The sequence below is a fragment of the Mycobacterium sp. genome (assembly GCF_032159775.1).
Lineage (GTDB): Bacteria > Actinomycetota > Actinomycetes > Mycobacteriales > Mycobacteriaceae > Mycobacterium.
On record NZ_JAVHWK010000110.1, the window covers coordinates 18,700 to 32,502 of the forward strand.

At 66.9% G+C, this 13,803-nt stretch carries 14 protein-coding genes; 5 read left to right on the top strand and 9 right to left on the bottom strand.

Annotation, left to right across the window (positions count from 1 at the left end):
• Position 1 precedes the first annotated feature (1 nt).
• Together purF and QOJ24_RS12570 are read right to left on the bottom strand one after the other, a co-directional pair.
• On the bottom strand, positions 2-1,525 hold the full coding sequence (gene purF / locus QOJ24_RS12565) for an amidophosphoribosyltransferase (protein WP_526261595.1): 1,524 nt from the start codon (positions 1,523-1,525) through the stop codon (positions 2-4).
• Positions 1,526-1,674: 149 nt separating this feature from the next.
• Positions 1,675-2,067 (bottom strand): sterol carrier family protein, encoded by a 393-nt coding sequence (locus tag QOJ24_RS12570; RefSeq protein WP_526261597.1) that lies wholly within the window; start codon positions 2,065-2,067, stop codon positions 1,675-1,677.
• 16 nt (positions 2,068-2,083) lie between these two features.
• On the opposite strand from QOJ24_RS12570, the gene QOJ24_RS12575 reads away from it, so the two are divergent.
• Positions 2,084-3,286 (top strand): MCE family protein, encoded by a 1,203-nt coding sequence (locus QOJ24_RS12575; RefSeq protein ID WP_526261599.1) that lies wholly within the window; start codon positions 2,084-2,086, stop codon positions 3,284-3,286.
• A gap of 55 nt (positions 3,287-3,341) precedes the next feature.
• On the opposite strand, the gene QOJ24_RS12580 is transcribed toward QOJ24_RS12575, so the two are convergent.
• The 4 genes from QOJ24_RS12580 to QOJ24_RS12595 form a co-directional block, all read right to left on the bottom strand.
• Positions 3,342-3,965, bottom strand: a complete 624-nt coding sequence (locus tag QOJ24_RS12580) for an Rv0804 family intramembrane glutamic endopeptidase (RefSeq protein ID WP_526261601.1) — start codon at positions 3,963-3,965, stop codon at positions 3,342-3,344.
• Positions 3,965-5,710: an alpha/beta hydrolase gene (locus QOJ24_RS12585; RefSeq protein ID WP_526261805.1), complete on the bottom strand. Its 1,746-nt coding sequence runs from the start codon at positions 5,708-5,710 to the stop codon at positions 3,965-3,967. Before QOJ24_RS12585 ends, QOJ24_RS12580 begins: the two co-directional genes overlap by 1 nt.
• A 17-nt stretch (positions 5,711-5,727) precedes the next feature.
• Positions 5,728-8,028 (bottom strand): phosphoribosylformylglycinamidine synthase subunit PurL, encoded by a 2,301-nt coding sequence (purL, locus tag QOJ24_RS12590; protein ID WP_526261807.1) that lies wholly within the window; start codon positions 8,026-8,028, stop codon positions 5,728-5,730.
• Positions 8,029-8,102: 74 nt separating this feature from the next.
• Complete coding sequence (locus QOJ24_RS12595; RefSeq protein WP_526261603.1) at positions 8,103-8,447, bottom strand: VOC family protein; 345 nt, start codon at positions 8,445-8,447, stop codon at positions 8,103-8,105.
• 101 nt (positions 8,448-8,548) lie between these two features.
• On the opposite strand from QOJ24_RS12595, the gene QOJ24_RS12600 reads away from it, so the two are divergent.
• Complete coding sequence (locus tag QOJ24_RS12600; RefSeq protein WP_526261605.1) at positions 8,549-8,944, top strand: nuclear transport factor 2 family protein; 396 nt, start codon at positions 8,549-8,551, stop codon at positions 8,942-8,944.
• 6 nt (positions 8,945-8,950) lie between these two features.
• Here QOJ24_RS12600 and QOJ24_RS12605 read toward each other — a convergent pair whose 3' ends face one another.
• Entirely contained in the window at positions 8,951-10,207 is a 1,257-nt protein-coding gene (locus QOJ24_RS12605; RefSeq protein WP_526261607.1) for a M18 family aminopeptidase, read from the bottom strand.
• Positions 10,208-10,249: 42 nt separating this feature from the next.
• On the opposite strand from QOJ24_RS12605, the gene QOJ24_RS12610 reads away from it, so the two are divergent.
• From QOJ24_RS12610 to QOJ24_RS12620, 3 genes are read left to right on the top strand one after another with little or no spacing between them, the layout of a single operon-like run.
• Positions 10,250-11,275, top strand: coding sequence for a Dyp-type peroxidase (locus tag QOJ24_RS12610; protein WP_526261609.1), 1,026 nt, complete (start codon positions 10,250-10,252; stop codon positions 11,273-11,275).
• Positions 11,276-12,073: a family 1 encapsulin nanocompartment shell protein gene (locus QOJ24_RS12615; protein ID WP_526261611.1), complete on the top strand. Its 798-nt coding sequence runs from the start codon at positions 11,276-11,278 to the stop codon at positions 12,071-12,073. It abuts the gene before it with no gap.
• A gap of 45 nt (positions 12,074-12,118) precedes the next feature.
• Positions 12,119-12,862, top strand: coding sequence for an SDR family NAD(P)-dependent oxidoreductase (locus QOJ24_RS12620; RefSeq protein WP_526261613.1), 744 nt, complete (start codon positions 12,119-12,121; stop codon positions 12,860-12,862).
• On the opposite strand, the gene purQ is transcribed toward QOJ24_RS12620, so the two are convergent.
• Together purQ and purS are read right to left on the bottom strand one after the other, a co-directional pair.
• Positions 12,859-13,524, bottom strand: a complete 666-nt coding sequence (gene purQ / locus QOJ24_RS12625) for a phosphoribosylformylglycinamidine synthase subunit PurQ (protein ID WP_526261808.1) — start codon at positions 13,522-13,524, stop codon at positions 12,859-12,861. The two genes, QOJ24_RS12620 and purQ, sit on opposite strands and share 4 nt — an antisense overlap.
• 32 nt (positions 13,525-13,556) lie before the next feature.
• Positions 13,557-13,796, bottom strand: coding sequence for a phosphoribosylformylglycinamidine synthase subunit PurS (gene purS, locus QOJ24_RS12630; protein WP_526261615.1), 240 nt, complete (start codon positions 13,794-13,796; stop codon positions 13,557-13,559).
• Positions 13,797-13,803: the final 7 nt, after the last annotated feature.

The following is a 13,803-nucleotide window of genomic DNA, read 5'->3' on the forward strand; positions in this document are numbered from 1 at the left end:
TTCAAGGGCGACGCAGGGCCGATGCGTTGTCGTTGTCGGCCTTCAGCGGTATGCCGGTGCGGGCGGCGGTCGCGAGCATGTGCTCGATGACGTTCTTGCCCAACGCCGACTCGCCGGGCAGTTCGATCGGGTACTTGCCGTCGAAGCAGGCGGTGCACAGCCGCGACGCAGGCTGTTCAGTGGCCGCGATCATGGCCTGCTGCGAGATGTAGCCGAGCGAGTCGGCGCCGATGCCGTGCCGTACGGCCTCGACCACCTCTTCCTCGTTCTCGACGGCGTTGGCGATGAGCTCGGCGGGGGTGGCGAAGTCGATGCCGTAGAAGCACGGCCACTTCACCGGCGGTGAGGCGATGCGCACATGCACCTCGATGGCACCTGCCTCACGCAGCATCCGGACGAGTGAGCGCTGGGTGTTGCCGCGGACGATCGAGTCGTCGACGACGATGAGCCGCTTGCCGCGGATCACCTCTCGCAGCGGGTTGAGCTTCAGCCGGATACCCAGCTGACGGATGGTCTGCGACGGCTGGATGAACGTCCGGCCGACGTAGGCGTTCTTGGTCAGCCCCTGTCCATACGGAATGCCCGACTCCTGCGCATAGCCGACGGCCGCCGGGATGCCGGACTCAGGGACGCCGATCACCAGATCGGCGTCGACCGGCCTTTCCTGGGCAAGCCTGCGTCCGATGTCGACGCGCGTCTTGTGCACCGATCGGCCGCTGATCGTGCTGTCGGGCCGTGCCAGGTACACGTACTCGAACACGCAACCCTTCGGCGAGGGCGGCGCGAACCGGCTCGAACGCACGCCGTCGGCGTCGATGGCCAGCAGCTCGCCCGGTTCGATGTCGCGGACGAAGGAGGCGCCGACGATGTCCAGGGCCGCGGTCTCGGAGGCGACAACCCAGCCCCGGTCGAGGCGTCCGAGCGACAACGGCCGCACACCGTGCGGGTCGCGAGCCGCGTACAAGGTGTTCTCGTCCATGAAAGTCAGACAGAACGCGCCTCGCACCATGGGAAGCAACTCCAGTGCGGCCTGCTCGACCGACGAATCCGCTGCGCCATGCGCCAGCAGCGCGCCGAGGATGTCGGAATCGGTGGTCGCGGCGGCGGCACCGCGCATGTTGATCAAACCGAGTTCGCGGGCACGCGCCGCGAGGTCTGTGGTGTTGACGAGGTTGCCGTTGTGTCCGAGCGCGACACCGGTGCCCGCCGCTGTGTTGCGGAACACAGGCTGCGCGTTCTCCCAGGTGGTGGAGCCGGTGGTGGAGTAGCGGCAGTGTCCGATTGCGACATGCCCCTCCATCGCGCCGAGCGTCTGCTCGTCGAAGACCTGGCTGACCAGCCCGAGATCCTTGAAGACCAGCACCTGGGAGCCGTCGGCGACGGCGATACCAGCGGCTTCCTGCCCGCGATGCTGCAGCGCGTACAGGCCGTAGTAGGTGAGCTTGGCAACCTCTTCGCCCGGCGCCCATACGCCGAAGACGCCGCACTCTTCTCTAGGTTCGTTCTCCGGTTGCTCGACGGTCACGATAGGGCTGCTCCCAAGGGGCGGTGGGTGACGTGCTCAGTCTACGGTCATCACGGGTCAATCACGGAATTGCCGGCGCACATGTCGCCGATAAGGTCAACGTCCGAGGCCCGGTGTGGATTCCCGGCGGGCATCACCTCGCCGCCCGTTCAGGGGGCGAGCGGCACCACCGGCAGCAACGTCGCGATCTCTGCAGCGCGGGCGCCGGACAACTGCAACTCGCCCGCAGACGCGGCGTCGGCCACCGTGCGCAGTCCAGCCGCCAGCAGCAGCCACGTGCGCGGGTCCGTCTCAACCACGTTGGGTGGGTTACCGCGAGTGTGCCGCGGCCCCGAAATACATTGCACCGCAACGAAGGGCGGCACCCGAACTTCGACACTTGCCCCCGGCGCGGTGGCGGCAAGCGTTCGCACGGTCAACCGGACAGCCTCCGCGAGCGCGGAACGTTGCGGCGCAGGCCGGTTCTCGTCACGCAGCCACTCGACCACTGCCAGAACGGCGGCTCGCGTCTTGGCCGGATCGACGGTACGGCGCGCGGGCATACTTTAGTGTCTCAAGGTGTTCGTCGACCGGCATAAGCCGCCTTACCGGGTGGCCGGCGTGGTCCTTTTGGTGCTCGTCGCGATCGCGGCGAGCTTCGTTTTCCTCCAGTTCCGTGGCGACCTGATGCGGAAAACACATCTAACAGTGCTGTCCCCGCGCGCGGGACTCGTGGTCGACCCGGGTTCGAAGGTGACGTACAACGGTGTCGAGATCGGGAAGGTGGCCGGGGTCGATTACGTGGACATGGCGGGTGCCGCGAAGGCCAGGCTGACGCTGAACGTCGAACCCCGCTACATCGCGTTCATTCCGCGCAATGTAGTCGCCGATGTCAGGGCGACGACGGTGTTCGGCAACAAGTACATCTCCTTCAGTTCGCCCAAAGATCCGAGTCCGCAGCGTATTACGAGTCAGGACGTGATCGATGCAGCGTCGGTCACAACAGAGTTCAACACCGTCTTCGAAACAGTCATGTCCTTGTCAGAACAGGTCGATCCCATCGACCTCAACGCGACTCTGACGGCGACGGCGCAGGCGGTGGCCGGGCTGGGTGAGCGTTTCGGGGACTCGCTCCGCAACGCGAACCAGATCATGGCCGACCTGAACCCCCGGATGCCGCAGATTCACGCCGACACCCGGGCCCTGGCCGATCTCGCCGAGGTGTACGCGAACGCCTCTTTCGACCTGTGGAACGGCCTGGACAACGCCGCGAGCACCGCGCCGACGCTCAACGACCAGCGGGGCAACATCGACGCCGCACTGCTGGCAGCGATCGGGTTCGGCAGGGCCGCCGACAGCCTTGAACGCGCCGGACCGTACTTCGTGCGCGCCGCCGAGGACCTGCTGCCGACGACCACGTTGCTCGACGACTATCGCGGCATGATTTTCTGCACGATCCGCAATTACGCGGAGGTGGCGCCGAGGCTTTCCAAAGTCCTCGGCGGCGACAACGGGTACGCGTTGAAGTCCTACGGAACCATTGCCCTGCCGGGTGATCCGTTCATCTACCCGGACAACCTGCCGCGCGTGAACGCACATGGCGGACCCGAGGGTCGTCCCGGTTGTTGGCAGAAGGTCACCAAGTACTTGTATCCGTTCCCGTATCTGGTGATGGACACCGGTTACAGCATCGCCCCGTACAACCACCTCGAGTTCGCGTCACCGTTGGTGACCGAATACCTGTGGGGCCGACAGATCGGCGAGAGCACGATCAACCCATAGATCTCCGCGAAACGGAATTCCAGCACCGGAAGTTCGAGTGGAGGCGTGCTGGAATTCAGTTTCGGCGGTGTTGCACGCCGATCGCCGCTATCGCGCCCGCCTCGTTGATCGCGAGGTGCGTGAGCATCGGGGCGAGCAGGCTGCCGGACCGTTCCCGCAGCAGCGCGAAGACCCAGCCCGCCACGCCGGTGACGAGCACGGTGGGAAGCACGGGCTCACCGGCGCCGCGAGCGTCGGCGATGTGGGACAGCCCGAACGCCAGCGACTGCACAAGCCGTCCGCAGGCAGGCCCGAACGCGTCCGCCGCGACGGTGCCCAACGCGGCGCGATAGGCCGCCTCTTCCGACCACACCGTTCCGACCGGGATGCGTAGCCCCAGCCAAGGTGCGGGCGACGCGGGAAGATCGCGCCGGGCCATCGCCGACCGCACCGACGGTATCGCCGTCGACACGGCGACGCCGATGACAACCGGGGTGGCCGCCGCAACCCCGAGCCGCAGCCCCGACCACAGCTGCGGTGGGCGCAGGCCCAGCGGTGCGCGGGCCGATACCGCGAGCACGCCGGCCAGCACGGCGTGAACCACGGGCTGTACGCGCACGGGTAGCCGCGGACCGATCAACGCGCTCCAGCCGACGAGGCCTGCCGCCAGCGCCACCGCGCGAAACTGCAAGGCAGCCACTAATACTCGGGTCCGCCGCGGGCCAAGTTCTGCTCGAGCGCGGCGCGGATTCGGTCGGTGTCCTTGGCGGTCCAACCGTCGGGCGGGGCCACCGCGGCCCAGCCGTCGAGTATGTACTCACCGTAATTGTGGCCGTGCCCGCCGGGGACCGAGCCCGCGTTGGTCATGTCGGCGGCCACCTGCCAGAACGTGACGATCGGATACCACCGCATCAGCGGCGTTCGGTCTCTTCCGGGTGGTTCCCTCAGCCAGTCAGGGCGGTTGAACATCAGATCCCCCGACCACCACACGATGGGGTCCGACGCGTGCTGCAGGAACAGCACTCGGGTGCCTTCCCATAGCGCGTCGGTGTCGGTGACGATATCGGCGGTGTCGGTGGCCTGCGAGAAGCGGACTGTGCGACCGTTGTCGTAGCGCGGCTCGACCTCAGGGGTGCCCGGGTCACGGCGGGCGGTGATACCTCGCCAGAGCGGGCTGGCGTTCGGTGGACCCACCCAGAGCACCGACGAGAAATTCATTTTCGCGATGTCGGGCAGCCAGTTGAATGCGCCCTGCCCCGCCATGGAGCCCAGGCTCTCGCCGTAGAGCAGCAGCTTGGGCCGCCGGTCGGCGGGCAGCCGCAGCCACCAGGCGTGAACCGCGTCGATCATCGTCGCGCCGGACTCCATCGATTTGTCGCGGTCACCGAGGAACGAAATCCAGCTCGGCAGATAGGAATACTGCGATCCCACCATCGCGGTGTCGCCGTTGTACATCAACTCCAGCGCCCTGGCAGCGACCGGATTGATCCACCCGGTGCCCGTCGTCGGGACGATGACAAGCACCTTGCGTTCGAACGCGCGGGTGCGTTCCAGTTCGCGAACCAGGATGGCGGCCCGCTCCCCATCGGTGTCGGCGGTCTGCAGTCCCGCGTACACCCGGATGGGTTCCTTCGCCGGCTTGCCGTTGAGACGGGTCAGCTCGAAGGCGTGCGGGCCGGTGGCGACGAAGTTCCGGCCCTGATACCCCAATGACTCCCACGGAGCGAATGACGTTGGGCTACCCGACTTCTCGAGTTCCAGCGGTTGAGTGACCGACTCCCTGGTGGTGGTGTTCTGCGGTTGGAACACCCTGTTGGCGCCGGCAAGGAAACCGCGGACAAGCACGCCGTTGATCAGCGTGATGGCCAGCACCACGACGATCGCCGTGCCGATGAACAGAGCCACCTCGTCGTGCAGGTGCCAGCGGCGAATGAAGAACCGGGCCATCGTCTTGATGAGGTCGATGATCACCCGCGCGGCGGACACACACAGCCCCGTGACGAGCATGGCGATGATCAGGGTGCGCAGGTAACCGACGGTGCCCGGTCCTTCCATGCCCATCTCCGCGGACACCCGGCGCTGCCACGCCGCCGCGGGAATCAGCATCAGCAGGCCCGCGGCCGTGGCCAGCGTGATGGTCGCGGCCTTGCTCCAGTACAGAACGCGTTTCGGCGGAGGCCACCATCGCCGACGCCGTAACACGAAGCGGTGCAGCATTTTCTGAATGAAGACACCGATGCCGTAGCCGATCGCGGCGTTCACCCCCCCGATCAGACCCTGAAACAGCCAATCACGGGGAAGCAGCGAGGGTGTCAGCGACAGACAGAAGAACAGCGCGCCGAACGCGATCCCGAGGAAGTCAAGGCGCACCAGGCTCCATGCCCACACCAACAGGGGATGGCGTCGCTTGCGCTCGTGGCTTGCGGCGACCGGTTCGCCGGCGATGTCATGGGTCGGAGCAGTCACCCGAACAACCCGGGCAGCACGCCCTCCGAAGTGCGGCGCAGGTCCTCCAGCGACACCGTGAACTGGTCCTGCACCTCGATGGCGTCGCTGCCCTGGTCCACGACGCCGACGCGGGTCACCGGCAGGCCGCGGGCCTCGCACATGGACCGCAGTCGACTCTCCTCGGTGCGCGGCACGGCCACCAGCACCCGTCCCGCCGATTCGGAGAACAACGCCACGAACGCGTCCTGTCCCTCGGGAAGGATTATCCGGCAACCGGTTTCACCGGTGAGCGCGGCCTCGGCGACAGCCTGGATCAGGCCGCCCTCCGACAGATCGTGGGCGGCCGATACGAGGCCGTCGCGCGACGCCGCGGTCAGCACCTCGGCCAGCAGTCGTTCGCGTTCGAGATCGACCTCGGGTGGGCGCCCGCCGAGATGGTCTGCGGTGACCTGCGCCCAGATCGAGCCGTCGAACTCGTCTCGCGTGTCGCCGATCAGCAGCAAGGTCTCGCCGGGCTCTGTGCCCAGACCGGTCGGGATGCGACGGGCCACATCGTCGATGACACCCAGCACCCCGACGACCGGGGTTGGCATGATCGCGGTGGTGCCGGTCTGGTTGTAGAAGCTCACGTTTCCGCCCGTTACCGGAATGCCAAGGGCGGCGCAGCCGTCGGCCAACCCTCGTACCGCCTCGGAGAACTGCCACATGACGCCGGCGTCCTCCGGTGATCCGAAGTTCAGGCAGTTGGTGACCGCGATGGGGGTGGCGCCGGTGACCGCGACATTGCGGTACGCCTCGGCCAGCGCGAGCTGGGCACCCGTGTAGGGGTCCAGCTGGGTGTAGCGGCCGGACGCGTCGGTGGACACCGCGATGCCGCGCCCGGTGGACTCGTCGATCCGCAGCACACCGCCGTCGGCGTTCTCGGCCAGCACGGTGTTGCCGCGGACGTAGCGGTCGTACTGCTCGGTGATGAACGCCCGGCTGCACAGATGCGGGCTGCCGACCATCGCAAGCAGTGTCGCGCGAAGCTCGTCACCCGATCTCGGCCGCGGCAGCCGCTCCGACGTGTCGGCGTTGAGTGCATCCTGGGTTTCCGGACGCTGGATCGGTCGCTCGTAGACAGGGCCTTCGTGCGCGACGGTGCGGGGCGGCACGTCGACGACTGTCTCGCCGTGCCATGTGATCCGCAGCCGGTCGCCGTCGGTCACCTCGCCGATGACGGTCGCCAGCACCTCCCATTTGCGACACACCGCCATGAACGAATCGACGTTCTCGGGGGCGACTACCGCACACATGCGTTCCTGCGACTCGCTGGACAGGATCTCCGCAGGCGTCATGTTCGCCGCGCGCAGCGGCACCGTGTCCAGTTCGACGGCCATGCCACCGTCACCGGCAGAGGCGAGTTCGGATGTGGCACAGGACAATCCGGCACCGCCGAGGTCCTGGATGCCGATCACCAGCCCGGCGGCGTACAGCTCGAGGCAGCACTCGATGAGCACCTTCTCCATGAACGGGTCGCCGACCTGTACAGATGGCAGCTTCTTGCGTCCCGCGCCGTCTTCGTCGCCGCCGAACGTCTCAGAAGCCAGCACCGAAACCCCGCCGATTCCATCGAGTCCGGTGCGCGCCCCGAACAGGATGATCTTGTTGCCGGTGCCCGACGCGAACGCCAGATGCAGATCCTCTTTGCGCAACACCCCGACGCACAGCGCATTCACCAGCGGGTTGCCCGCGTATGACGCGTCGAAGACGGTTTCGCCGCCAATGTTGGGCAACCCGAGTGAGTTTCCGTATCCCCCGATGCCGCGGACCACGCCGTCGACGACGCGGCGGGTGTCGGGTGCATCGGCAGCGCCGAAGCGCAACTGGTCCATCACCGCAACCGGACGGGCGCCCATCGCCATGATGTCGCGTACGATGCCACCGACACCGGTCGCTGCGCCCTGGTACGGCTCGACGTAGGACGGGTGATTGTGCGACTCGACCTTGAAGGTGGCCGCCCAACCGTCGCCGATGTCGACGACGCCGGCGTTCTCGCCGATGCCGGCCAGCATCGCCGTGCGCATCTTCTCGGTGGTGGTCTCACCGAAGTAGCGCAGGTGCACCTTGGAGGACTTGTAGCTGCAGTGCTCGCTCCACATCACCGAATACATCGCCAGCTCGGCATCGGTGGGTCTGCGGCCAAGAATTTCGCGGATGCGCTGGTACTCGTCGTCCTTGAGACCGAGTTCCCGAAAAGGTTGCGGCTGGTCCGGACTGGCTGTGGCCCGGTCGACAGTGTCGACATTCGGGGTTGGGCCGACGGTGTCGACCACGTGGGTGAGCTCCGACGTCACCGGGACAGTCTAGTTTGCCGACGACGGAATGCGCGGGCGGCGCCGATCGTCGCCTAGCCGCCCGCCACGCAGAATGCGTTGCCGTCGGGATCCGCGAGCACCACCCACTGGAATTCGCCGAAGTTGCCCCTGCCGGTTTCGCTGGCACCGAGGTCGACCAGCCGCTTCACCTCAGCCTCCCGGTCGGCGGTGCTGAAGTCGATGTGTACCCGGTTCTTGCCCGGCGTCGGGTCTTCGACCTGCTGGAACGCCAGCCCCGGGCCTTCTGGCACGGTGACGACGACGAAAAACGGTGGCGCGACGGGGTTTACCTGCCCGTCAAGCGCACGTGCCCACCAATCGGCGAGCTTCTCGGGGTCGGTGGTGTCGATGGTGATGTTCTCGGTCTTGAGTGCCATGCGCCGACCCTATGCCGAGCCGGTGACAAGTCGGCGGGATCACAGTCGCCATTACCTGCCGCGTAATTGAGCTGCACCGGACAGCGACGCAGGCTTGTGCCATGACTGAATCACAGACCCGACCACAGTTCAGCGCCGACGTATGGGCGGCCTTCTGGGCGGCCCCCGACATGTCTCGAGTCGGCGACGTTCTGGCCGACGACATCGTCGGCCACTGGCAGGGCGACCCGGTGCCGGTGCGGGGCAAGGAGGCCTATATCGGCAAGATCGCCGAGCTCGTCACGGCCGCGCCCGACCTGACACTCGACCTGCTCGACACGGCGACCATCGACGGTGGCGTCTCCGGCGAGCAGTTGGTCTACCTGCACTATGTGGGACGAGGCACGGGACCGGACGGGCCGTTCGCGCTCCGCGGTATCGACAGGGTGCGCAGCCGCGACGGGCTGGTGGTCGAGAACGTCATCCGCTACGACCAGGTCGACCCGGCATCGGTCTGACGCCGATCAGCCAGGGGCAAGGAACGCCGTCAGCGCCGCCGAGTACGCGGCGACGTCGTCGGCGCCCATCACCTCGCGCGCCGAGTGCATGGCCAGCTGCGCGGCACCGACGTCCACCGTGGGGATGCCGGTGCGCGCGGCGGTCATCGGACCGATCGTCGACCCGCACGGCAGGTCGGCCCGGTGTTCGTAGCGCTGCAGCGGAACCTTGGCCTGCTCGCAGGCCAAAGCGAACGCCGCGGCCGTGCGGCCGTCGGTGGCGTAGCGCAGATTCGGCTGCACCTTGAGCACCGGCCCGGCGTTGACCTCGATCAGGTGGTACGGCTCGTGGCGCTCGGGGTAGTTCGGATGGGTGGCGTGCGCCATGTCGCCCGAAGCCACCATCGAGTCGGGCAACCGGCGCAGGAAGTCTTCGCGGCCGCCGCCCGCCGCAAGTGCGATGCGCTCGAGCACCGTCAGCAGCAGCTCGGACTGCGCACCGTGATCGGACTGGGAACCGACCTCCTCGTGGTCGAAGAGCGCGAGCACCGGCAGGTGAACCGCGGGCTCAGCGGCCAGGAACGCTTCGAGGCCCGCATAGCAGGTGGCCTGGTTGTCCAGTCGCGGCGCGCTCAGCAGTTCACCGTCGGCCCCGGCCGGTGTCGACGGGGTGAGGTCGTGGGTCATCAGGTCGATGCCGAACACGTCCTCGGCCCTGACCCCGACGTGCTCGGCCACGTAACCGAGAAATGACCGCGGTCCACCGCCGACGCCCCAGACCGCGTTGACGTGCCTCTGCGGGTCCAGCGACACCGACTTGCGGTCCTCGGCCAGATGGATGGCCAGCTGCGGCACCCGCAGGATCGGCTCGTCGATTCGGACCAGCCGGTGCTCGATACGGTCGGCCGATCGCACCGACAGCCTGCCGCTTATACCGAGGTCGCGATCGAGCCAGGAGTTCAGCCACGCCCCTCCATAGGGCGCGAGTGCGACGATCCGCCAACCGGATACAAATCGGTCAGGGTGTTGCTTCACCCGCAGGTTGGGGCTGTCGGTGTGTCCGCCGACGACGCGGAACGGCGCCGCCGGTTCGCCGTGGCTCCGCCAGGCCACCAGCGATCCGGCCCGCACGACGAAGAATCGCCCCTTCCTCGGCCACGCGTCGCGTTCGGACAGTTCGGTGAAGCCCGCTTGCTGCAGGCGCTGCGCGACGGTCACACACACGTGGAACGGTGACGGCGACGCGTCGATGAACTCGCACAACCCCCGCGCACTTGCCGACATGGTTCACCATCTTCGCCCACGATCTTGATTTAGGGTCAGACGGTGCCCGCTGTCCTGCCGCAACCGGTCCTTGCGCCGCTGACGCCCGCCGCCATTTTTCTGGTGGTGACCATCGACGACGGCGGCGAGCAAACCGTTCACGATGCGCTCGGCGACATCTCCGGGCTGGTGCGCTCCATCGGTTTCCGCGACCCGACCAAACGGCTCTCGGTGGTGACCTCGATCGGCTCTGACGCGTGGAATCGGCTGTTCTCCGGACCGCGCCCGGCCGAGCTGCATCCGTTCGTCGAGATCCAGGGCGGCAGGCACCACGCCCCGTCGACGCCGGGTGATCTGCTCTTCCACATCAGGGCGGAGTCGATGGACGTCTGCTTCGAGCTGGCGGGCAGGATCGTCGGAGCGATGGGCGGCGCCATCACGGTCGTCGACGAGGTGCACGGGTTCAAGTTCTTCGACAACCGCGACCTGCTGGGCTTCGTCGACGGCACCGAGAACCCGGACGGGCCGATCGCCGTGTCCGCCGCGCAGGTCGGCGACGAGGATCCCGACTTCGCAGGCGGCTGTTATGTGCATGTCCAGAAGTACGTGCACGACATGGACTCCTGGAACTCGCTGTCGACCGAGGAACAGGAGCGGGCGATGGGCCGCACCAAGCTCGACGACATCGAGATGGCCGATGCGGTCAAGCCGGTCAACTCACACATCGCGCTCAACGTCATCACCGACCCAGACGGCAACGAGCTCAAGATCGTCCGCCACAACATGCCGTTCGGAGAAATCGGCAAGTCCGAGTTCGGCACGTACTTCATCGGCTACTCGCGTAGTCCTGCGGTGACCGAGCGCATGCTGGACAACATGTTCGTCGGCGACCCGCCGGGCAACACGGACCGGATCCTCGACTTCTCGACTGCGCTGACCGGCGGCATGTTCTTCACCCCGACCACAGACTTCCTCGATGACTCACCGCCGCTTGCGGATTCGGCGCCGGCGCAAGACGAACCTCCAGCAGTTCCCGTCGTATCTCGTGACGGATCACTTGGCATCGGAAGCTTGAAAGGATCTTCATAGATGAACAACCTCTACCGGGACCTGGCTCCGGTCACCGAAGCGGCCTGGGCGGAGATCGAGTCGGAAGCGACGCGGACCTTCAAGCGGCACATCGCCGGACGACGCGTCGTCGACGTCAGCGAACCGGGCGGCCCCACCGCGGCGTCGGTCGGCACGGGGCACCTGCTCGATGTGGGTGCACCCGGCGACGGTGTGATCGCCCATCTACGCGAGAGCAAGCCGCTGGTACGGCTGCGAGTCCCGTTCACGTTGTCGCGCACGGACATCGACGATGTCGAGCGCGGATCGCAGGACTCGGACTGGGATCCGGTCAAGGAGGCCGCGAAGAAGTTGGCGTTCGTCGAGGACCGCGCGATATTCGAGGGCTACGAGGATGCGTCGATCGGCGGAATCCGCGCGTGCAGCTCCAACCCGGCGCTCGCGTTGCCCAGCGATCCGCGGGAGATGCCCGACGTCGTCGCCCAGGCCCTGTCCGCGCTGCGTCTGGCTGGCGTCGACGGCCCGTACTCGGTGCTGTTGTCGGCAGACATTTACACGAAGGTCAGCGAGACCACCGAGCACGGCTATCCGATCCGCGAGCATCTCAACCGGCTGGTCGATGGTGACATCATCTGGGCGCCCGCAATCGACGGTGCGTTCGTGCTGTCCACCCGCGGTGGCGATTTCGATCTGCAGCTGGGCACCGATGTGTCGATCGGGTACCTGACGCACGACGCCGAGACGGTGGCGCTCTACATGCAGGAAACGCTGACGTTCCTGTGCTACACGGCCGAGGCCTCGGTGGCGCTGGCGCCCTAGTCGGGGCTACCGGAATAACGCGCTCGCGATCGGGCTTATGCCGGTATGAACACTTTTGAGGGCAGCACCGCTCTGGTCACCGGGGCGACCGCAGGCATCGGCCACGCGATTGCACTCGAGCTCGCGCGACAAGGCGCAGACGTCATCGTGCACGGACGCAACGCCGAGCGCGGCGACAAGGTGGTCCAGGAGATCGAAAATGTCCGCGGCAGAGCGCGATTCGTCGCCGCCGACCTCTCGAATGCCGACGACGTCCGCAGGCTCGCCGCGGAGGCGGGAGACGTCGACATCCTGATCAACAACGCGGGCATCTATGAGTTCGGATCGACTTTCGACACCGACGACGTCGACTTCGACAACCATTTCGACATCAACCTGCGGGCACCGTACGTTCTGGTGCAGAAGCTGGTTCCAGGCATGATCGAACGCGGACACGGCAGCGTGGTCAACATCAGCACTGTCGCAGCCAGCACCCCGTCCGCGGAAGCCGGCCTCTACGGCGCGAGCAAGGCCGCTCTTGACCTGCTGACCAAGCTCTGGGCCGACGAGTTCGGCGCAGCCGGGGTGCGGGTGAATGCCATCGCGCCCGGCCCGACCGACACGGAAGGCACTGCCGGGCTCGTCGACATCGTCGACGGGCTTGGCCGTACCAGGGCACTTCAGCGGATCGCCGGACCGGACGAAATCGCCAGGGCGGTCGCGTTCATCGCCTCGCCCGCGGCGAGCTACATCAACGGTGTGGTGCTGCCTGTCGACGGTGGCGCGCTGGCACTGCGGCCCGTCGCCTAGGCGTTGGCGAGGACCGCGTCGATCGCGGAGTAGAAGATGCCGAGCCCGTCGTCGGACGGACCCGTGAGCGCCTCAGTCGCGTGCTCGGGGTGCGGCATCAACCCGACAACCCGGCCGTTGGCCGAAGCGATGCCCGCGATGTCACGCATCGAGCCGTTGGGATTGTCGCGGTAGCGGAACACCACGCGGCCGTCGCCCTCGAGTTGGTCGAGCACGGCGTCGGAGGCGACATAGCGGCCCTCCCCGGATTTCAGCGGCACCAGCAGGTCGGCTCCTGGCTCGTATCGCGACGTCCATGCCGAGGTGTTGGACGCCACCTCCAGCCAGAGGTCGCGGCAGACGAAGTGCAGACCGGCGTTTCGGGTCAACGCGCCAGGCAGCAGACCTGCCTCGCACAGCACCTGGAACCCGTTGCAAATGCCAAGGACCGGCATTCCGCGGCCCGCGGCGTCGATGACGGATTTCATCACGGGAGCGAACTTCGCGATCGCTCCGCACCGCAGATAGTCCCCGTAGGAGAAGCCGCCGGGGACGACGACCGCGTCGACGCCCTTGAGGTCGGCGTCGGCGTGCCAGAGGTTGACAGCCTCGGCGCCGGACAGCCGGACCGCCCGTGCGGCGTCGACATCGTCGAGCGACCCGGGAAATGTGATGACGCCCACACTCCCCCGCGAGCGGGAGGTGCCCCCAGCGGTCACGACGGCTCCCTATTGACCGACCAGTCCTCGATAACGATGTTCGCCAGCAGCGATTCGGCGATCTCGGCGACCGTCTCGTCGACGACACTGTCGTCGACTTCGAGTTCAAACCGCTTGCCCTGCCTGACATCTGATATTCCGTCGTAGCCGAGACGGCCGAGTGCGCCGACGATCGCCTGCCCCTGGGGGTCGAGGATTTCGGCCTTCGGCATCACGTTCACAACCACCTTCGCCACAGCGCTC